The sequence below is a fragment of the Pseudomonas sp. ADAK7 genome (assembly GCF_012935675.1).
In the GTDB taxonomy this organism is placed as follows: domain Bacteria; phylum Pseudomonadota; class Gammaproteobacteria; order Pseudomonadales; family Pseudomonadaceae; genus Aquipseudomonas.
This window is the reverse complement of sequence record NZ_CP052861.1, coordinates 272,943-293,300: the sequence shown is the minus strand read 5'-3', so window position 1 is coordinate 293,300 and position 20,358 is coordinate 272,943. Positions and strand designations below refer to the sequence as shown.

The following is a 20,358-nucleotide window of genomic DNA, read 5'->3' as shown; positions in this document are numbered from 1 at the left end:
TTTTCTTCACAACAATAAAAAGGAATCTGCCATGCGCCGTACCCTGCTCTCATGCGCCCTGCTGCTTGCCGCCGGGCACGCCGTGGCCAGCACCGCCTGGGTTTCCAACGAAAAGGACAACAGCCTGAGCCTGATCGACATGCAGACCCTGCAAGTCACCGACACCCTGCCCGTCGGCCAGCGCCCGCGCGGTCTGTTGCTGTCCCACGACAATAAGCTGCTGTACATCTGCGCCAGCGATTCGGACCGGGTTCAGGTGATGGACGTGGCCACGCGCAAGATCATCAAGGAGCTGCCGTCGGGCAAAGACCCTGAGCAATTCGCCCTGCACCCGAATAATCGCTGGCTGTACGTTTCCAACGAAGACGATGCCCTGGTCACGGTGATCGATACCGAAACCTCGAAGGTGCTGAGCCAGATCAACGTCGGCGTCGAGCCCGAAGGCATGGCGGTCAGCCCCGATGGCAAATGGGCGGTGAACACCAGCGAAACCACCAACATGCTGCACTGGATCGACACCAGCACCCAGACATTGGCCGACAGCACCTTGGTGGATCAGCGGCCGCGGTTCGTCGAGTTTTCCCCGGACGGCTCGCAGCTCTGGGCCTCGGCGGAAATCGGCGGCACGGTGACGATTCTCGATGTGGCGACGCGCAAGATCCTCAAGAACATGAACTTCCAGATCAAGGGCGTGCACCCGGACAAGGTGCAGCCAGTGGGGATCAAGCTCAGCGCCGACGGCAAGTACGGCTTCGTCGCCCTCGGCCCGGCCAACCATGTGGCGGTGGTCGATGCCAAGACTTTCGAGGTGCTGGATTACCTGCTGGTCGGACGCCGGGTCTGGCAGATGTCGTTTACCCCGGACCAGAAGCAATTACTCGCCACCAATGGGGTCAGCGGCGATGTGTCGGTGATCGATATCGACAGCCTCAAGGTCAGCAAATCGATCAAGGTCGGGCGCTATCCGTGGGGCGTGGTGGTCACGCCATGAACGCCCTGGAAGTCAGCGAACTGAGCTTCAGTTATGGGGCGAAAGAGGCCCTGCGCCAGGTGAGTTTCAACCTGGCGCCGGGCCGTTTTGCCGCGTTGCTGGGGCCGAACGGTGCGGGGAAGTCGACGCTGATTGCCCTGCTGACGCGGCTGTATGATGTGCAGCGCGGAGACATTCGGGTCGGCGGCTGCTCGTTGCGCGATGCCCCGCGCCCGGCGCTCAAGCAATTGGGCGTGGTGTTTCAGCAAAGCACGCTGGACCTGGACCTCAGCGTCGAGCAGAACTTGCGTTATCACGCCGCACTGCACGGCCTGTCCCGGCGCCAGACCGGGCTGCGGGTAGAAGCCGAACTGGCGCGCCAGGCGTTGACCGAACGCCGTCGCGAAAAAGTCCGCGAATTGAATGGCGGCCACCGTCGCCGGGTGGAAATCGCCCGCGCCTTGCTGCATGAGCCGCGCTTGTTGTTGCTGGACGAAGCCAGCGTCGGCCTCGACCCGGCCAGTCGCTTGGCGCTCAATCAACACATCCGCAGCCTGTGCCGTGAGCAAGGCATCAGCGTGCTGTGGACCACTCACTTGCTGGATGAAGTGCAGCCAAGCGATGACTTGTTGATTCTTCATCAAGGACGATTGGTCGCCAGTGGACAAGCCGACGCCCTGAGCCTGGAACACGGTGGCGACCTCGGTTCAGCGTTCTCTCGACTGACCACCTCAGGAGCCGCCCGATGAATGCTTACTGGCAGTGTTTCAACGGCATCGTGCTGCGCGAATGGCTGCGTTTTGTGTTGCAGCGCACGCGGTTTCTCAGCGCGCTGGTGCGGCCGTTGTTGTGGCTGTTGGTGTTCGCCGCCGGGTTTCGCGCGGCACTGGGCATCGCGATCATCGAGCCTTACGACACCTACATTCCATACGAGGTGTACATCATTCCGGGGCTGGCCTGCATGATCCTGCTGTTCAACGGCATGCAGGGTTCGCTGTCGATGGTCTATGACCGAGAAATGGGCAGCATGCGCGTGCTGCTGACCAGTCCCCTGCCCCGGACCTTTCTGCTGTGCAGCAAGTTGTTGGCGACATCGCTGATTTCGCTGTTGCAGGTCTATGCGTTTTTGGCGATTGCCTGGGTGTACGGCGTGCAACCACCGCCCATGGGCCTGCTGATCGCCTTGCCGGCGTTGCTGCTGGTGGCGTTGATGCTCAGCGCGCTGGGGCTGTTGCTGTCAAATGCGATCCGCCAGTTGGAAAACTTTGCCGGGGTGATGAATTTCGTGATCTTCCCGCTGTTTTTCCTGTCGTCGGCGCTGTATCCGCTGTGGAAAATGCGCGAGTCCAGTGAGTGGTTGTATTGGTTGTGCGCGTTGAACCCGTTTACCCACGCGGTGGAATTGGTGCGGTTTGCGCTGTATGAGCGCTTCAATCCATTGGCACTGGCGGTGTGCGTGGGATTGACGCTGGTGTTCGTGCTACTCGCCGTACTCACCTTCAACCCGCAGCACGCCGCCGTGCGCAAAGCCACCTAACTGATCGTTCCCACGCTCCGCGTGGGAATGCCTCAATGGACGCTCCGCGTCCGCTTTGGGACGCGGAGCGTCCCGGGCTGCATTCCCACGCGGAGCATGGGAACGATCAGCCTGGTGAAATTACTACTTTAGTACTGCTTTACCTGTCTATCGTCGCATTCCCATCGCACCGCGACTGGCATGTAATAGGTTCATAACTATAAGGATTGAACCCCATGCCGCGTGCCCGACGTCGTCTGCTGCGCCCTTGCCTCGCTGCCCTGTCGCTTAGCCTGCTGCTGAGCACCGCGCAGGCCGAAACCCCGCTGTTTTCCGCCGACGGCTACCGCATCGGCCTGTACCGCAGCCCGACGCCCGATCAGCTTCCGGGTGCGACCATTCTCGATACGTCCGCCTTGCAAGCCCTGCTCACCCGGACTCCGCGCCCGGTGTTGATCGACGTCTACCGCCGCCAGTGGCTGCAAGGGCAGTTCATCGAAGATCAGCCTCACGAGAACCTGCCCGGCAGCCACTGGCTGGCGAATACCGGTGATGGTGACCTGACACCTGACTGGCAAGCCTACTTTGCGCGTAATCTGGACCAACTGACTGACGGCGATCACCAGCAACCGCTGGTCTTCTACTGCCGTTCCGATTGCTGGTTGAGCTGGAACGCGGTCAAACGCGCCGCCGCGATGGGCTATAAGACTGTGTATTGGTATCGCGATGGCCTGGATGCCTGGCAAGCGGCGAACCTGCCCGTTGCGCCCGCCCAGCCCGAGCCCTTTCCCTGACTGAACACTTGCACGTTGTTGCCCCACCCAAAAACACAATAATGAGGTGAATGGCTATGTACAAAATTCTGATTGCCGACGATCACCCGCTGTTTCGCGAAGCCATTCATAACGTCATCAGCGACGGTTTCCCCGGCAGCGAAGTGATGGAAACCGCCGACCTGGACAGCGCCCTGCTGCTGACCCAGGAACACGACGATCTGGACCTGATCCTGCTCGACCTGAACATGCCCGGCATGCACGGCCTCAATGGCCTGATCAACCTGCGCAACGAGGCGCCGACCATTCCGGTGGTGATCGTCTCCGCCGAGCAGGACAAGCAGATCGTGCTGCAAGCCATTACCTACGGCGCGGTGGGTTTCATCACCAAATCCTCGCCACGGCTGCAAATGACCGAGGCCATCCAGCAGATCCTCAACGGCAATGTGTACCTGCCGCCCGACATCATCCGCACGCAAAAACCCGGCACCCACCGGCGGATGAATGACAACCCGAGCTTCCCGCCGGAACTGCTCCAGGCCCTGACCCGCAAGCAGTTGCTGGTGCTGGAACGCATGACCAAGGGCGAGTCGAACAAACAGATCGCCTACACCCTGGAAATCGCCGAAACCACGGTCAAGGCCCACGTCTCGGCGATCCTGCGCAAACTCAATGTGCACAACCGGGTGCAAGCAATTCTTAGCGCGGGGGACATAGATTTCGGGTCTTATCTGCGGCGCTGAAACACAACTCCTGAGCGCAGGACACACTCCCTGTAGCAGCTGGCGAAGCCTGCGTTCGGCTGCGCAGCAGTCGTGAATCAGGTAGTGGGGTTCATCAGGACGACCGCGCCGTCAGGGTTTACGACTGCTTCGCAGCCGAACGCAGGCTTCGCCAGCTGCTACACAGGTTCTGGGGCAACTTGGGTTAGTGGGCTGGGCCGAGCAAATGACTCATCGCCGTCTTGAGCTTCATCGGCCGTACCGGCTTATGCATCAAGGTGTGCCCCAACTCACGGATCTGCAATTTGAGCTCATTGCTGTAATTAGCCGTAATCATCATCGCCGGAATGGCTGAACCACGCCGCGCATTGATCCGGGCCACGGCATCGACGCCGTTCTGGTCATCGTCCAGGTGATAGTCGGCAATCAGCAAATCGGCCTCTTCGTGATAGTTGTCCACTTGCCGCGCCAGGTCCTGCTCCGACAGCGCCGTCACCACCAGACACCCCCACCCTTCGAGCAATGTGCGCATGCCCGCGCAAATCGCCGCGTCGTTGTCCAGTACCCACACCCGCGCACCGCGCAGGCGTTCCAGCATCGGCTCGCTCATCAGCAAATTCGGCAACGCCTTGGGCGCCGTGGCGCTGAGCGGCACTTCGACGGAAAACATCGAGCCCTTGCCCGGCCACGAACGCACATGAATCCGATGCCCGAGGATCCCGGCGATTTTCTCGACAATCGCCAAACCCAGGCCCAACCCGCGATCCTGATCCGGGCGCTGCACATCGCCACGTTTGAACTCCTGGAAAATTTCTTCCAGTCGGTTTTCGGCAATGCCCATGCCGCTGTCCCAGACTTCAATCGACAAGCGCTGATGATGCCGGCGACAACCGAGCACCACGCGACCGCTGTAGGTGTAGCGAATCGCATTGCTCAGCAGATTGCGCAGGATCCGCGCCAGCAACTGAATATCACTGCGCACCAGCGCCGAACACGGGATGAAATGCAGTTCCAGCCCTTCGCTGCGAGCCACTTGGGTGTATTCGGCGGCGAGGTTTTCCAGCAATTCGCTGAGGGCGAATGGCGCGATATCGGCCTTGATCACCCCGGCGTCGAGCTTGGAAATGTCCACCAGGGTGCCCAGCAGGTTTTCCACGTCTTCCAGGGAATTGCTGACGTTGCGCACCAGAATTGCGTTGGCCACCGGCTCCCGGCGTTCGAGCAAGGCGCTGGTAAACAGCCGCGCGGCGTTGAGCGGTTGCAACAGATCGTGGCTGACGGCGGCGAGAAACTTGGTCTTCGACAGGTTGGCCTGCTCGGCTTCAAGCTTGGCTTCGCGCAGACGTGATTCCACACGCCGACGCTCGTCGATTTCGCGCAGCAGTTGATCGTTGAGGGTAGTCAGTTCCGCCGTGCGTTCGCGCACCCGCAACTCAAGGTTTTGATAGGCCTGGTGCAAGGCTTCGGCGGTGCGGCGGCGTTCGGTGATGTCGCGGATCAGCACAAAAATCCCCACCACCTCTCCAGTGGCCAGGCGATTAGGCACGTAGGAGCGCAGCATGTAGCGCTCCTGATTGTTGATGTTGGTTTCGGCGAACTCGAACGTCACGCTCTCCCCGGCCAGGGCCCGGCTGACGTAGGCTTCCAGGCGCTGGTAATGCTGCTCGCTGTGCACCTCGCGCAGGCTCTGCCCAAGCATCACGCCCCGGGGCCAGCAGTACCATTCCTCATAGACCTTGTTGGTGAATTCGTAGACCAGATCGGCGTTCAGGTAGGCGATCAACGCCGGCACATGGTCGGTGATCAGGCGAATCCAGCGCTCGCTTTCGCTCAGGGCTTCGGCGTGCTGGTAGCGTTCGGTGATGTCGGTGAAGGTGTTGACGAAGCCGCCAGTGGGCAGTGGATGGGTGCGGATTTCCAACACTCGGCCATCGTAGAGGCGCTGTTCGCATTCCTGGACCGACCGGCCATTGCTGTCGCGACTGGCCGGGGTCAGCAGGTTCAATTCGCTGTCGGCGATCACTTCGGCGAACGGCCGATGGGCTGCCACTGGCGCCAAACCGCTGAGTTCCAGGAAACGCCGGTTCCACAATTCCAGAATGCCGTCGGCGTTGACCATCGCCACGCCTTGGGACAGGTTGTCCACGGCCCGTTGCAGCAGGTGGGATTTCTGCGCCACGGCTTGCTCACGACGTACGGTTTCGCTGAGTTTGACGTCGGTGATGTCAGTGAACAGGATCACCCGCCCGCCTTCCTGGGTCGGCCGTTCGCTGACTTGCAACCAGCGGCCATTTTGCAGGCGATACAACAGATTCTGGTCGGCATGGCCGCGAGGTTCTTCGGTGAACAACCCAGTCGCCGTCATCAACCGCTTGACCTCGGCCAGGTGCATGCCGGCGATGATCCGCACCCGGCTGTTACCCCAAAAGGCCTTGAAACGGCTGTTGAACAGCACGATGCGCTGGTCTTCGTCGAACAGCACGAAGGCGTCGGAAATGCTCTCGATCGCGTCGATCAAATGCTGGTGCGCCGTTTCGGCGCGCAGCCGTGCATCGCTGAGCAGGTGATTGCCGGCCTTGAGCTCGGCCATGGCCTGGTTCAGCGCGTCGGTGCGCTCGCGGACCTGCTCGGCCAATACCACCGAATGCTGGAACGCCGCATACGGGTCGTTGCCACGGGTGATGCCGGATTCGATGCGTTCGATCAGCGCGCCGTTGATGCGCTGCAATTTGTGGTTGTCGCGCTGCAGGCTGGCGATCTGCGCCTGGAGCTCAACGGTGTCCAGGGGAACGGCCTCGGGCAATGGCAACCCCGGTGAAGGTCTGGTTGATGTGCATGCCATTGAACTGTTCTCCGTAGGTGTTGAACCCCATCACCCGATGCTCGCGCAAAAACGCCCCGATCGGTTCCAGGCTGCCGCGCTCTTCCAATTCCAGGCGCCGCAGAAAACAGTCGCAGCCGATGGTCAGCAACAGCTCGCCGAGGCGTTCTTCCAGGCCTTCGAACAGCGCTTGCAGGTTCGGCAGCATGGGACCGGGGGTCATGGCGGTGAGGACGATGCCGTTTTCCACGGCGCAGTAAAAACTCAGGCTCAGGTCCGGGTGCACCTGCTGGATGGCGCGCACGTAGTACTGATCGTTGATCCGTACCGCCAACGGGTGCGCGGCGAAGATCCGGTGATCGAGCTCGGCCACCGGAACGCCGATGTGCCGGGCATACTCCTCGGCGGCGGGCTCGGCGTTGAGTTCGAAAACCCGTCGCGACGCGCTGTCAGCCCCGGTGACCACCAGTTTTTCCGCCCGGGGCAGGATGTGGTGGGTGGTGAAGACTTCGAAGTCGAGCCAGGTGTTGACCAGCACCACCACCGCCGCGCCGCTGTGGAACGCGCCATCGAAGTACACATGGGTGTGGGTCAGGTAGTTGTCATCGCCGGCAGAACCGCCGAAATGCGGGATGTCGCCCAACGCTGCGCTCAATGCGGCGAGGACCATTTCCTCACGGCTGGACAGGCCATCGAGCAGGGTCAGCGCGAAGCTGTTGCCCTTGATCGGCGCCAGGGTGTTGCTGCGGCAACCGCCTACCAGGCGTTCGACCATTTGCTGGGCGTCGATCAGGCTGAAGCGCTCCATTTCGTCGATCAATTCGATGGCGATGGAAAAGTGCCGATGATCGAAACCCACCGCCGTCACGCAGTTGCGGCCGTAACCTTGCGGGGTGATTTCTCCGGCGCTGGTGCAACCCACCAGGCGAATCCCGCCGAAGCTCTGCTGCAAGGCCTGGCCCAGCGCCTGCAAGTCGTACTCGGCGGAACAGAAAAACAGCACAAAGCCCAGGTGCGGATGCAACAGCTGTCGCGCCAACTCCTGGGCCGCCTGCTGTGCATCGGTGGCCTGGGACATCGCGCTGACCACGCCTTCACTCTGGACCTGCTGCATCGTCGCCTCCCGCAGGTGCGCATGTATGAGGTGCGAGTGTACGAAGCCTGCGGGCCGGGACGTATGCTACTTGGGTAGCGGTCTTGGGCTTCGATGGGATGAGAGTGGTGACAGATCTACAAAACCCCACACAGATCCGTGTAGGAGCGAGGCTTGCCCGCGAAAGCGGTGTGTCAGTCGACATTGATGTTGAATGTGACGACCTCTTCGCGGGCAAGCCTCGCTCCTACACGGATCTGTGTGGGGGCGAATCTCGCCGCGATGCGCGCAGCCAGACTCGCCACCCAAGCCTTACCAGGTCAGCACCGCCCCCACCGCAACCGTATCGGTGTCTTCGTTCTGCGCATTGGTGTCGTGGCCATCGATGCTGAACTGGTTGTACTCGGCCACCAACTTGAGGTTGTCATTGACGTCATGGAACAGCGCAATACCGCGGGTTTCATAGTCTGCGCCGCTGCCCACCACGCCGTTGCCATCGTCGTTGGTCTTGCCGTAGGACAGCGCCAAACGGTTCTTGCCCAGTTTGTACGAACCCTGCATCAGATAGCCTTTGCTGTCGACATTGCGCAACGTCGCTTCGCCGGCATTGTTGGTGAAGAACGGGTTGATGCCCTTGGCCTGGAACCCGGAGCCGGTCAGCGATAACCCGCCCATTTTCGCCTGCACGCCGTAGCCGAGGCCTTTGGAGGTGACGGACTGGACGCTGGAATCGGTGTTGTCCGAGGTCTGGTAGCTGCCGTTGACCCAGCTGTAGATCTTCGCCCCGGCGACATCGAACTGGTAGGTGATCTCGCTCTCGGTGCGCGGATTTTCCTGGTAGGCCTTGCCCAACGGACTGCTGTCGTTGGTGTCCACCGGGTCCATGATCCCCACCGCCACGCGCAGGCCGTCCATCACCGGGGTGCGGTAAGTAATTTGCGAGGTGGGAAACGGGTACGGATAACCACTGCCGATATTGCCGAACGACACCCCACCACCGTCCACCAGCCCCAGGCTATCGCTGACCTGGCCGTAACCGGCGAGCAGTTCATCGAGCAGGATGTTGGAACGGGCAAACAGCCCGAAGTCCTTGCCGATCAGCACCTCGCCCCACTCCGGATTGGCCACGGTGCCGTAGAACTGGCGCACGTCGATGGCGGTGTCGGTGCCGTTGGTTTCGCTGTCGTTGATGGTCACCCAGAACGAAGCGCGGGCGCCGAGCTTGAGGTCATCGACCTGCTTGCCCATGTTGAAGCCCAGATAGTTGGGCAAAAAACCCATCTTCACTCGTGCCTGCCGACGGTCGTACTGATCACCGGCGCGGTCGACCTTGCTGTTCACATAGAAGGCGTTGATGTAGCCGTCGGTGGAGAACGTGGTCTGGTCCTTGTCGTACAGCATGATCTCGGCCTCGGCCAGTGAGCTCAGGCTTAGGGACGACAGACCGGCGATAACGGCAGGCAAGAAACGATGCGTGAAGTTCTTATTGTTAGGCATGACGCGCTCCGCAACAGGGGGACAAGTTGTCGGAGGCGATTATCGAAAGCTGACCGGCGGCGTCATACGCTGCCTTGGAGGCGGTTGTGAAGTGCTTTGGACGGGCCGGTGGCGCGCGGCAAATCCGGCGTAAGACCGGGCCACGGCAAGGCCCGGAACTTTGGGCGTACGCCTGCGAGCGGTACTGGCGCCCGGAGGAACCACTACCGGTTAGACGCCCGCTCTAAACAGCATGTACGCGGCGACTACGACGCAGACACTGGCGAAGCCAACTTGCAGCGTTCGGGCGGGAACCCGGGCGCAGAGCTTGCGGCCAATGACCATGCCGACAATGCTGGCGACGATAAACGCCACGCCCAGACGATCGATTCGCACCCCGGCGTGAAACGCGCCGATCACGCCGATGGCCGAGATCAGGCTGATCACCATCAACGAGGTGGCGATGATCCCGCGCATCTGCACGTCGGTCAGTTGCTTGAACGCCGGGACGATCAGAAAGCCGCCACCCACACCCAATAACCCCGACACCACCCCGGTCACTGCGCCGAGGGCCGCCAGGGTCGCGGTGCATTTGGCGGTCCAGGAAAAGCGTCCGGTCTGTTGATCGAGCATGCAGTTTTTCTGGCCCCAGTTGGCGTGGCCATGGTCGCTTGGGCCTTCGTCCTGACGCTCCTTGCGCAACATCCGCCAGGCCACCATGACCATCAGCAGGCTGAACAGAATCATCAGGATCTTTTCCGGCAACTGATGGGCGAAGTAGATACCGAGCGGCGAAAAAATCGCTCCCAGCAAGGCAATCAACAACGCCGCGCGATATCGCACCAGGCCATGGCGCAAGCCGTCGATGGCGCCGACCGCTGCCGCACTGCCCACCGCAAACAACGCGACCGGCGCCGCTTGGGTCATGGTCCAGCCCAGGCCCAGCACCAACGCCGGCACCGCGAGAATCCCGCCTCCGGCGCCGGTCAAACCGAGGACCAGGCCCATCAGCACACCAAAAAAACTTGCCAGCAGCATAGGGTTCTCTCAATCGACCTTGGACACAGCGGTCAGCCATTCGCGACCCTTGAGCATGCCGTTCCAGTAGAACCACGGCAGCAACGTCGCCTTGAGCCACCACGCCGAGCGACGGGCCACGGTCGGGTCGAGGGGAAAGGTCGGCAGCAACTTCCCGCCATAGCCGAATTCGGCGAGGATCACCTTGCCCTTCTCCACCGTCAGCGGGCAGGAACCGTAGCCGTCGTACTTGAGCGGCAGCGGCAGTTGCTTACGCAGGGCCAACAGGTTTTCCGCGACTACTACGATTTGCTTGCGCACGGCAGCGGCGGTTTTGGCGTTGCTGGTGGAGCAGATATCGCCCAGGCCGAACACCTCGGGATAACGCACGTGCTGCAGCGTGTGCATGTTTACCTCACACCAACCAGCGGCGTCGGCCAAGGGACTTTGGTGGATGAAATCCGGGGCGACTTGCGGCGGCACTACGTGCAGCAGGTCGAAAGTTTTTTCTTCGACAGTGACCGCGCCCGCCCCATCCTTGACCTCGAACCACGCGGTTTTCGCCGGGCCATCGACCTTGATCAGGTTGGAGGTGAAGGCCAATCGCGTGTTGTATTTTTCGATGTACTTCATCAGCGGCGGCACGAACGTCGGCACGCCGAACAACGCGGCGCCGGCGAGGTTGAACTCGACGTCGATCTGCTTCAGCACACCGCTTTTCAACCAGTGATCGCAGGACAGGTACAAAGCCTTTTGCGGCGCCCCGGCGCATTTGATCGGGATCGGCGGCTGGGTGAAAATCGCCTTGCCACCGCGCAGGTTCTTCACCAGTTCCCAGGTGTAGGCCGCGTGTTGATAGCTGTAGTTGGAGGTCACGCCGTTTTGGCCGAGAGTGTCCTGCAAGCCTTCGATCTTCTCCCAGGCCAGGCGCAAGCCGGGGCAGACGATGAGGTTTTGATAGCCAACGGTGCGGCCATCGTCGAGGGTCAGGTGCTTGCTGTCGGCGGCGATGTCAGTGACGGCCGCTTGCAGCCAGGTGGCTTGACGCGGCATCACGCTGGCCATCGGCCGCACCGTGTCTTGCACGGTGTAGGCGCCACCACCGACCAAGGTCCAGGCCGGCTGATAGAAGTGTTGGGCGTTGGGTTCGATAACGGTGATGTGCAACGACGGATCGCGCTTGAGCAGGCTGGCGACAAAACCAATCCCTGCCGTGCCGCCGCCTATCACCACGATGTCTGCACTGATGGTTGGGCCCCAGTGTTGATCGTTCATTGGTTGTTCCCTTTTTTACTGCTGCACGCATTTAGTCGGGTCAAGCACTTTCTCTGTAGCAGCTGCCGAGGCACGAGGCTGCGTTCACTCGTAGCAGCTGCCGAGGCACAAGGCTGCGTTCGCTCGTAGCAGCTGCCGAGGCACGAGGCTGCGTTCGGCTGCGAAGCAGTCGTAAAATCAGGCGATGCGGTGCTTCAGGAAGACCGCGTGTTCAGGTTTTACGACTGCTTCGCAGCCGAACGCAGCCTCGTGCCTCGGCAGCTGCTACAGAGATGTGATCAGCCCCAGCTTTTCAATACCGCTCCGCAATACAGGCCGGACAGCGTCTTCATCACTTGAATCACTTCGTGACTGGCCAGCCCATAGAAAATGTATTTGCCTTCACGCCGGGTCGCGACCAGACCTTCATCGCGCAAAATGCCCAACTGTTGCGACAGTGTCGGCTGGCGCACACCGGTCATGGTTTCCAGTTCGCCCACATTGCGTTCGCCCTGGGTCAACTGGCAGAGAATCAGCAAGCGATCCTCATTGGCCAAAGCCTTGAGCAGCGCGCAAGCTTTGGAGGCCGATGCCCGCAGTTGGGCGACTTCACATTCGGTCAGACTGGATTGCATTTGCAGGATGCCTTCGACGTCACTTAAGCTGCAGACATTATGTGTAAACATAAAGTGTTGCAACCGGTTACTGTCTTTCCACCTTTCCACAGGTCCGTGTCCCATGCCCGCGCTGATTGAAGCCTTCCTCGACCCCGCCTCGTCAACCTACAGCTACGTGATCTACGAGCAGGCTGGCGGGCACTGCGCGATCGTCGACCCGGTGCTCGATTACGACCCGGCGGCCGGGCGAACCACCACGGTGCAGGCTGATCGCGTCATCGCTTTCGTCCGTGAACACCAGCTGCAAGTGCAATGGCTGCTGGAAACCCACGCCCACGCCGATCACCTGTCCGCCGCACCGTATCTGCGTCGCGAACTGGGTGGGAAGATCGCGATCGGGCAGTCGATCAGCAAGGTCCAGGGCGTGTTCAAGTCCCTGTTCAATCTCGAGCCGGAATTTTGTGTCGATGGCTCACAGTTCGATCATCTGTTCGCGCCGGACGAGTCGTTCATGATCGGCAATCTCAAGGCCACGGCCCTGCATGTACCCGGCCATACGCCGGCGGACATGGCGTATTTGATCGACAGTGATGTGATTCTGGTGGGCGATACGCTGTTTATGCCGGATGTCGGCACCGCGCGTTGCGACTTCCCCGGCGGCAATGCCAATCAGATGTTCGCCTCGATCCACAAGCTGTTGGCCTTCCCTGCTGGCGTGCGGCTGTACGTTTGCCATGACTACCCGCCCGAAGGTCGTGAACCTGAGTGCCAGACCACCGTGGGCGAACAGCGCAGGAGCAACATTCATGTGCATGACGGCGTGGATGAGGCGGCGTTTGTGGCCATGCGAACCCAGCGCGATGCCGGGCTGGGCATGCCGAATTTGTTGCTGCCGGCGATTCAGGTGAATGTGCGGGCGGGGAATATGCCGCCGGCTGAGGACAATGGCGTCACTTACCTGAAGATCCCCATCAACAAACTCTAACGCTTGATCGTTCCCACGCTCCGCGTGGGAATGCCGCCAGGGACGCTCCGCGTTCCGCTTCGGATGTGACGCAGAGCGTCACGGGATGCATTCCCACGCGGAGCGTGGGAACGATCACCAGCGTCAACCGCCGAGGGTCAACCCATTCGCCGGCAACGGCAGCGCGGTTTTATAGCGCACTTGCTTGAGCGCAAAGCTCGAACGAATGTTGGCAACCCCGGGGACTTTGGTCAGGAAATCCATCATGAAGCGCTCCAGTGACTGAATCGTCGGCACCAGCACCCGGATCAGATAATCCGGATCCCCCGCCATCAAATAGCACTCCATCACTTCCGGCCGATCGGAAATCGCTTCTTCGAAATGCGCCAGCGCCTCTTCCACCTGCTTTTCCAGGCTGACGTGAATGAACACATTCACATGCAGCCCCAGCAGGTCGGCATCCAGCAGCGTTACCTGTTCGCGAATCAGCCCCAGTTCTTCCATCGCCTTGACCCGGTTGAAACACGGGGTCGGTGACAGGTTCACCGAGCGGGCCAGGTCGGCGTTGGTGATGCGGGCGTTCTCCTGAAGGCTATTGAGAATGCCGATATCGGTACGATCCAATTTGCGCATGAGACAAAACCACCTGTTATTTTTGTTTATGCAGATTTTTTATCCTCAAATGACCGCCAACGCAACGAAACACAGATAAATATTCTCCTGCGCCGGGCCTATGATGTTTGTAGGACAAGATTTCCACTCACCGTGGAATGACCGTCAGCTCACTACAAAAAATTCACAAGATCGAGCGTAGAAGCCATGAACCAAGCGTACGAACCGCTGCGCCTGCACGTTCCCGAACCTTCGGGCCGTCCCGGCTGCAAAACCGACTTCTCCTACCTGCATCTGACTGATGCAGGCCTGGTGCGCAAACCCCCAATCGACGTTGAACCGGCCGACACCGCTGACCTGGCCAAGGGCCTGATTCGCGTGCTCGACGACCAGGGCAACGCGCTTGGCCCATGGGCCGAAGGTGTGCCGTCCGAGATCCTGCGTAAAGGCATGCGCGCCATGCTCAAGACGCGGATTTTCGACAACCGCATGGTGGTCGCCCAGCGTCAGAAAAAAATGTCGTTCTACATGCAAAGCCTCGGCGAAGAAGCCATCGGCAGCGCCCAGGCCCTGGCCTTGAACATTGACGACATGTGCTTCCCGACTTATCGCCAGCAAAGCATCCTGATGGCCCGCGAAGTGCCGCTGGTGGACCTGATCTGCCAACTGCTGTCCAACGAGCGCGATCCGCTCAAGGGCCGGCAGTTGCCGATCATGTACTCGGTACGCGATCACGGCTTCTTCACTATTTCCGGCAACCTCGCCACCCAATTCGTACAAGGTGTGGGCTGGGGCATGGCCTCGGCGATCAAGGGCGACACCAAAATCGCTTCGGCCTGGATCGGCGACGGCGCCACCGCTGAATCCGACTTCCACACCGCCCTCACCTTCGCCCACGTTTACCGCGCACCGGTGATCCTCAACGTGGTCAACAACCAGTGGGCGATTTCCACGTTCCAGGCGATTGCCGGTGGTGAAGCCACCACGTTCGCCGGTCGTGGCGTTGGCTGCGGGATTGCTTCACTGCGGGTCGATGGCAACGATTTCGTTGCAGTGTATGCCGCCTCTGCCTGGGCCGCCGAACGGGCGCGCCGCAATCTCGGCCCGACCATGATCGAATGGGTCACCTACCGCGCCGGCCCGCACTCGACTTCTGATGATCCTTCGAAATACCGTCCCGCCGACGACTGGAGCCACTTCCCGTTGGGCGATCCGATCGCGCGTCTCAAGCAACATTTGATCAAGATTGGCCAGTGGTCCGAAGAGGAACACACCGCCGTCAGCGCCGAACTGGAAGCCGAAGTCATCGCCGCGCAGAAAGAAGCCGAAACGTACGGCACCCTCGCCGGCGGCCAGACGCCAAGCGCCGCGACCATGTTCGAAGACGTCTACAAAGAGATGCCGGAGCACTTGAAGCGCCAGCGTCAAGAGTTGGGGATCTGACATGAACGACCACAACACCAGCATTGAATTGGAAACCGCCATGACCACGACCACCATGACCATGATCCAGGCCCTGCGCTCGGCCATGGACGTGATGCTTGAGCGCGACGACAACGTCGTGGTGTTCGGCCAGGATGTGGGTTACTTCGGCGGCGTGTTCCGTTGCACCGAAGGCTTGCAGAGCAAGTACGGCACCTCCCGGGTGTTCGACGCGCCGATTTCCGAAAGCGGCATCGTCGGCGTCGCCGTGGGCATGGGCGCCTACGGTCTGCGGCCGGTGGCCGAGATTCAGTTCGCCGACTACGTGTACCCGGCGTCGGACCAGATCATTTCCGAAGCCGCCCGCCTGCGTTATCGCTCGGCCGGCGAATTCACCGCGCCGATGACCCTGCGCATGCCTTGCGGCGGCGGCATCTACGGTGGCCAGACCCACAGCCAGAGCATCGAGGCCATGTTCACCCAGGTCTGCGGCCTGCGCACCGTCATGCCGTCCAACCCGTATGACGCCAAAGGCTTGCTGATCGCCTCCATCGAAAACGATGACCCGGTGATCTTCCTTGAGCCAAAACGCCTGTACAACGGCCCGTTCGACGGCCACCACGACCGCCCGGTAACTCCGTGGTCGAAACACCCGGCCGCGCAAGTGCCGGACGGTTACTACACCGTGCCGCTGGACGTTGCTGCCATCGCCCGTCCGGGCAAGGAAGTGACGATCCTGACCTACGGCACCACGGTTTACGTGTCGCAAGTCGCCGCTGAAGAAAGCGGTGTCGACGCTGAAGTCATCGACCTGCGCAGCCTGTGGCCACTGGACCTGGAAACCATCGTCAAGTCCGTTAAGAAAACCGGTCGCTGCGTGATCGTTCACGAAGCCACCCGCACCTGCGGTTTCGGCGCCGAACTGGTCGCCCTGGTGCAAGAGCATTGCTTCCACTACCTGGAAGCGCCGATCGAACGCGTCACCGGTTGGGACACCCCCTACCCGCACGCGCAAGAGTGGGCGTATTTCCCAGGGCCGTCCCGAGTGGGCGCGGCGTTGAAACGGGTTATGGAGGTCTGAATGGGCACGCACGTTATTAAAATGCCGGACATTGGTGAAGGCATTGCAGAAGTTGAATTGTCGGTGTGGCACGTGAAAGTCGGCGACATGGTCGTTGAAGATCAGGTGCTGGCCGATGTAATGACCGACAAGGCGATGGTCGACATCCCTTCGCCGGTGCATGGCAAAGTCATTTCGCTGGGCGGTGTGCCGGGCGAAGTCATGGCGGTTGGCAGCATCCTGATCAGCATTGAAGTGGAAGGCGCGGGCAACTATAAAGAGTCCGCTCAGCCTGCAGCCGTTGCCGTTAAAGAAGCACCGGTGGTGGCGGTGGCGCCTAACGTTGAAGCTGAAAGCAAACCGGTGGCGGCACCTCGCCCAGCCGCCGTGTGCCAAGGCCCGATGGTTGCCCGTGAAGCCGACGAACGCCCACTGGCCTCCCCGGCCGTGCGCAAACATGCATTGGACCTCGGCATCCAGTTGCGCCTGGTGCGTGGCACTGGCCCGGCGGGTCGCGTACTGCACGAAGACCTCGACGCCTATCTGGCCCAGGGTCAGTCGAATGCCTCGGCACCGGTTGCCGCTGCTTATGCCCAGCGTAACGACGAAGAGCAAATCCCGGTGATCGGCATGCGCCGCAAGATCGCCCAGCGCATGCAGGACGCCACCCAGCGCGCCGCCCACTTCAGCTATGTCGAGGAAATCGACGTCACGGCCGTGGAAGAACTGCGCGCGCACTTGAACGAAAAACACGGCGCGACTCGCGGCAAGCTGACTTTGCTGCCGTTCCTGGTTCGTGCGCTGGTGGTTGCCCTGCGCGACTTCCCGCAGATCAACGCCCGTTACGACGATGAAGCCCAAGTCATCACCCGCCTCGGCGCGGTGCATGTCGGCGTCGCCACGCAAAGCGATATTGGTTTGATGGTACCCGTCGTCCGTCACGCCGAAGCCCGCAGCCTGTGGAACAGCGCGTCGGAAATCTCGCGTTTGGCGACTGCTGCGCGTAATGGCAAGGCCAGCCGTGATGAGCTGTCCGGCTCGACTATCACCCTGACCAGCCTCGGCGCATTGGGCGGCATCGTCAGCACGCCGGTGCTGAACCTGCCGGAAGTGGCGATCGTCGGCGTGAACAAAATCGTCGAACGCCCGATGGTGGTCAAAGGCCAGATCGTGATTCGCAAGATGATGAACCTCTCCAGCTCCTTCGATCACCGCGTGGTCGATGGCATGGACGCGGCGCAATTCATCCAGGCCATCCGTGGCTTGCTCGAACAACCCGCCACCCTGTTTGTGGAGTAGGAAATGCAATCATTGAACACCACGCTGCTGATTATCGGCGGCGGCCCTGGCGGTTATGTCACGGCGATCCGTGCCGGTCAGCTGGGCATTTCGACCATTCTGGTGGAAGGCGAATCGTTGGGCGGCACTTGCCTGAACATCGGCTGCATTCCGTCGAAGGCGCTGATTCACGTGGCTGAGCAGTTTCACCAGACTCAGCATCACAGCCAGCATTCGGCCCTGGGCATCAGCGTTTCCGCGCCGACCCTCGACATCACCAAGAGCGTCGAGTGGAAGGACGGCATCGTTGATCGCCTGACCACTGGCGTTTCGGCGCTGCTGAAGAAGCACAAGGTCCAGGTCATTCAAGGCTGGGCCAAGGTTATCGACGGCAAGACTGTTGAAGTCGGCGACACGCGCATTCAATGCGAGCACCTGGTGCTGGCCACCGGTTCGAAAAGCGTGAACCTGCCGATGCTGCCGATTGGCGGGCCGATCATCTCCTCCACCGAAGCCCTGGCGCCGAAAAGCGTGCCTAAACGGCTGATCGTGGTCGGTGGCGGTTACATCGGCCTGGAGCTGGGGATTGCCTATCGCAAGCTCGGTTCCGAGGTCAGTGTGGTCGAGGCTCAGGATCGGATCCTGCCGGCTTACGACGCCGAACTGACGCACCCTGTGCACGAAGCGCTCAAGCATCTCGGCGTGAAGCTTTACTTGAAGCACAGCGTGCAAGGCTTTGATTCGGCTAGTAATACACTGCAAGTGTTTGATCCGAATGGCGACACCCTGAACCTGGAAACCGATCAGGTCCTGGTGGCGGTCGGGCGCAAGGCAAACAGCCAGGGCTGGAACTTGGAAGCGCTGAATCTGGCGATGAACGGTTCGGCGATCAAGATCGACAACCGCTGCCAGACCAGCATGCGCAACGTCTACGCCATCGGCGACCTGAGTGGCGAACCGATGCTCGCGCACCGGGCCATGGCCCAGGGCGAAATGGTCGCCGAGCTGATCAGCGGCAAATCCCGCGAATTCAATCCGACTGCCATCGCTGCCGTGTGCTTTACCGACCCGGAACTGGTGGTGGTCGGCAAGACGCCGACTGAGGCCGAGACTGCCGGGCTGGACTGCATCGTTTCCAGCTTCCCGTTCGCCGCCAATGGCCGGGCGATGACCCTGGAATCGAAAACCGGCTTCGTCCGGGTGGTCGCTCGTCGGGATAATCATGTGATTGTGGGTTGGCAGGCGGTAGGTGTGGGCGTGTCGGAATTGTCGACAGCGTTCGGCCAGAGCCTGGAAATGGGCGCACGACTGGAAGACATCGCCGGCACCATCCACGCGCACCCGACACTGGGCGAAGCGGTGCAGGAAGCGGCGTTGCGTGCACTTGGCCACGCGCTGCACCTCTAAAACCGAGCACAACTCCTGTAGCAGCTGTCGAGCGGAGCGAGGCAGCGTTCGGCGACGCAGTCGTCGTAATCCGGCTGACGCGGTCAGTCTGAAAGAACGCAATCGCCGGTTTTACGACGACTGCGTCGCCGAACGCTGCCTCGCGGTGCTCGACAGCTGCTACATCGGTGCGTCGATGGTCGTAGAGATCGAATTCCAGGCTGCGAAACAGGCCCGGAATGAAGTATTGTTGTCCCCATCCAAAAAACGTCAGAAGCCTTGAACCGTTTCGGCGGTTGTTCAGTGATAGAGGGTGTCATGGGTAACGAAAGCATCAATTGGGACAAGCTGGGTTTTGACTACATCAAGACAGACAAGCGTTTCTTGTCGTACTGGCGCAATGGCGAGTGGGACGCAGGCACCCTGACCGAAGACAATGTGCTGCACATCAGCGAAGGCTCGACTGCCCTTCACTATGGCCAGCAATGCTTCGAAGGCATGAAGGCCTATCGTTGCAAGGACGGCTCGATCAACCTGTTCCGCCCGGACCAGAACGCCCTGCGCATGCAGCGCAGCTGCGCACGCCTGCTGATGCCGTTCGTGGAAACCGAGCAGTTCATCGAAGCCTGCAAAGCCGTGGTCCGCGCCAACGAGCGTTTCATCCCGCCTTACGGCACTGGCGGCGCGCTGTACCTGCGTCCGTTCGTGATCGGCGTCGGTGACAACATCGGCGTGCGCACTGCACCGGAGTTCATCTTCTCGATCTTCGCCATTCCGGTCGGCGCCTACTTCAAGGGTGGCCTGACCCCGCACAACTTCCTGATCTCCAGCTTCGACCGCGCCGCCCCACAAGGCACCGGTGCGGCCAAGGTCGGTGGCAACTACGCCGCCAGCCTGATGCCCGGCTCCCAAGCCAAGAAGGCGCACTTTGCCGACTGCATCTACCTGGACCCGATGACCCACACCAAAATCGAGGAAGTCGGCTCGGCCAACTTCTTCGGGATCACCCACGACAACAAGTTCGTCACCCCGAAGTCACCGTCGGTCCTGCCAGGCATCACCCGCCTGTCGTTGATCGAACTGGCAAAATCGCGTCTGGGCCTGGAAGTGGTTGAAGGCGATGTGCTGATCGACAAACTGTCGGACTTCAAGGAAGCCGGCGCTTGCGGTACGGCTGCCGTGATTACGCCAATCGGCGGCATCAGCTACAACGACCACCTGCACGTGTTCCACAGCGAAACCGAAGTCGGCCCGGTCACCCAGAAGCTCTACAAAGAGCTGACCGGTGTACAAACCGGCGACATCGAAGCGCCAGCGGGCTGGATCGTCAAGGTTTGACCTGACGCCCGTTGCACAAAAGCCCCCATCGAGTGATCG

18 protein-coding genes are annotated in these 20,358 nt (G+C 60.9%); 11 read left to right on the top strand and 7 right to left on the bottom strand.

The features are described from left to right. Window positions 1-31: 31 nt before the first annotated feature. From HKK53_RS01475 to HKK53_RS01455, 5 genes are all read left to right on the top strand, one after another. Complete coding sequence (locus HKK53_RS01475; protein ID WP_169368988.1) at window positions 32-991, top strand: YVTN family beta-propeller repeat protein; 960 nt, start codon at window positions 32-34, stop codon at window positions 989-991. Continuing rightward, complete coding sequence (locus tag HKK53_RS01470; protein WP_169368986.1) at window positions 988-1,719, top strand: ABC transporter ATP-binding protein; 732 nt, start codon at window positions 988-990, stop codon at window positions 1,717-1,719. The genes HKK53_RS01475 and HKK53_RS01470 overlap by 4 nt, the downstream gene beginning before the upstream one ends. Then, window positions 1,716-2,507: an ABC transporter permease gene (locus HKK53_RS01465; protein ID WP_169368985.1), complete on the top strand. Its 792-nt coding sequence runs from the start codon at window positions 1,716-1,718 to the stop codon at window positions 2,505-2,507. Before HKK53_RS01470 ends, HKK53_RS01465 begins: the two co-directional genes overlap by 4 nt. Window positions 2,508-2,722: 215 nt before the next feature. Beyond that, window positions 2,723-3,280, top strand: a complete 558-nt coding sequence (locus HKK53_RS01460) for a PQQ-dependent catabolism-associated CXXCW motif protein (RefSeq protein WP_169368984.1) — start codon at window positions 2,723-2,725, stop codon at window positions 3,278-3,280. A 56-nt stretch (window positions 3,281-3,336) separates the two neighbouring features. Continuing rightward, the gene (locus HKK53_RS01455; RefSeq protein WP_123508683.1) at window positions 3,337-4,002 is read left to right on the top strand and encodes a response regulator transcription factor; all 666 of its coding nucleotides are present in this window, start codon (window positions 3,337-3,339) and stop codon (window positions 4,000-4,002) included. 184 nt (window positions 4,003-4,186) lie between these two features. On the opposite strand, the gene nahK is transcribed toward HKK53_RS01455, so the two are convergent. The 6 genes from nahK to HKK53_RS01425 all read right to left on the bottom strand — a co-directional run bounded on the left by nahK (window position 4,187) and on the right by HKK53_RS01425 (window position 12,277). Further along, the gene (gene nahK / locus HKK53_RS01450) at window positions 4,187-6,823 is read right to left on the bottom strand and encodes a hybrid sensor histidine kinase/response regulator NahK/ErcS' (protein WP_442962277.1); all 2,637 of its coding nucleotides are present in this window, start codon (window positions 6,821-6,823) and stop codon (window positions 4,187-4,189) included. Then, entirely contained in the window at window positions 6,753-7,916 is a 1,164-nt protein-coding gene (gene nosP / locus HKK53_RS01445; protein ID WP_169368983.1) for a nitric oxide-sensing protein NosP, read from the bottom strand. Before nosP ends, nahK begins: the two co-directional genes overlap by 71 nt. A 291-nt stretch (window positions 7,917-8,207) precedes the next feature. Next, window positions 8,208-9,392 carry a porin gene (locus tag HKK53_RS01440; protein WP_169368982.1) on the bottom strand — a complete coding sequence of 395 codons (1,185 nt, stop codon included), beginning with the start codon at window positions 9,390-9,392 and terminating at the stop codon, window positions 8,208-8,210. Window positions 9,393-9,602: 210 nt separating this feature from the next. Then, window positions 9,603-10,409 (bottom strand): sulfite exporter TauE/SafE family protein, encoded by an 807-nt coding sequence (locus HKK53_RS01435; protein WP_169368981.1) that lies wholly within the window; start codon window positions 10,407-10,409, stop codon window positions 9,603-9,605. Window positions 10,410-10,418: 9 nt separating this feature from the next. Further along, complete coding sequence (locus HKK53_RS01430) at window positions 10,419-11,663, bottom strand: NAD(P)/FAD-dependent oxidoreductase (RefSeq protein ID WP_169368980.1); 1,245 nt, start codon at window positions 11,661-11,663, stop codon at window positions 10,419-10,421. A 278-nt stretch (window positions 11,664-11,941) separates the two neighbouring features. Next, entirely contained in the window at window positions 11,942-12,277 is a 336-nt protein-coding gene (locus HKK53_RS01425) for an ArsR/SmtB family transcription factor (RefSeq protein ID WP_123508688.1), read from the bottom strand. A 103-nt stretch (window positions 12,278-12,380) separates the two neighbouring features. Here HKK53_RS01425 and HKK53_RS01420 point away from each other — a divergent pair, with 103 nt between their 5' ends. Continuing rightward, window positions 12,381-13,244 carry an MBL fold metallo-hydrolase gene (locus tag HKK53_RS01420; RefSeq protein ID WP_169368979.1) on the top strand — a complete coding sequence of 288 codons (864 nt, stop codon included), beginning with the start codon at window positions 12,381-12,383 and terminating at the stop codon, window positions 13,242-13,244. 123 nt (window positions 13,245-13,367) lie between these two features. Here HKK53_RS01420 and bkdR read toward each other — a convergent pair whose 3' ends face one another. Next, window positions 13,368-13,856, bottom strand: a complete 489-nt coding sequence (gene bkdR, locus HKK53_RS01415; protein ID WP_169368978.1) for a Bkd operon transcriptional regulator BkdR — start codon at window positions 13,854-13,856, stop codon at window positions 13,368-13,370. 186 nt (window positions 13,857-14,042) lie between these two features. Here bkdR and HKK53_RS01410 point away from each other — a divergent pair, with 186 nt between their 5' ends. The 5 genes from HKK53_RS01410 to HKK53_RS01390 all read left to right on the top strand — a co-directional run bounded on the left by HKK53_RS01410 (window position 14,043) and on the right by HKK53_RS01390 (window position 20,319). Next, complete coding sequence (locus tag HKK53_RS01410; protein ID WP_169368977.1) at window positions 14,043-15,278, top strand: 3-methyl-2-oxobutanoate dehydrogenase (2-methylpropanoyl-transferring) subunit alpha; 1,236 nt, start codon at window positions 14,043-14,045, stop codon at window positions 15,276-15,278. Between the two features lies 1 nt (window position 15,279). Continuing rightward, window positions 15,280-16,338: an alpha-ketoacid dehydrogenase subunit beta gene (locus HKK53_RS01405; RefSeq protein ID WP_054054417.1), complete on the top strand. Its 1,059-nt coding sequence runs from the start codon at window positions 15,280-15,282 to the stop codon at window positions 16,336-16,338. Further along, on the top strand, window positions 16,339-17,616 hold the full coding sequence (locus HKK53_RS01400) for a dihydrolipoamide acetyltransferase family protein (RefSeq protein WP_169368976.1): 1,278 nt from the start codon (window positions 16,339-16,341) through the stop codon (window positions 17,614-17,616). Window positions 17,617-17,619: 3 nt separating this feature from the next. Then, window positions 17,620-19,002 carry a dihydrolipoyl dehydrogenase gene (lpdA, locus tag HKK53_RS01395; protein ID WP_169368975.1) on the top strand — a complete coding sequence of 461 codons (1,383 nt, stop codon included), beginning with the start codon at window positions 17,620-17,622 and terminating at the stop codon, window positions 19,000-19,002. 297 nt (window positions 19,003-19,299) lie between these two features. Further along, window positions 19,300-20,319 carry a branched-chain amino acid aminotransferase gene (locus HKK53_RS01390; protein ID WP_169368974.1) on the top strand — a complete coding sequence of 340 codons (1,020 nt, stop codon included), beginning with the start codon at window positions 19,300-19,302 and terminating at the stop codon, window positions 20,317-20,319. Window positions 20,320-20,358: the final 39 nt, after the last annotated feature.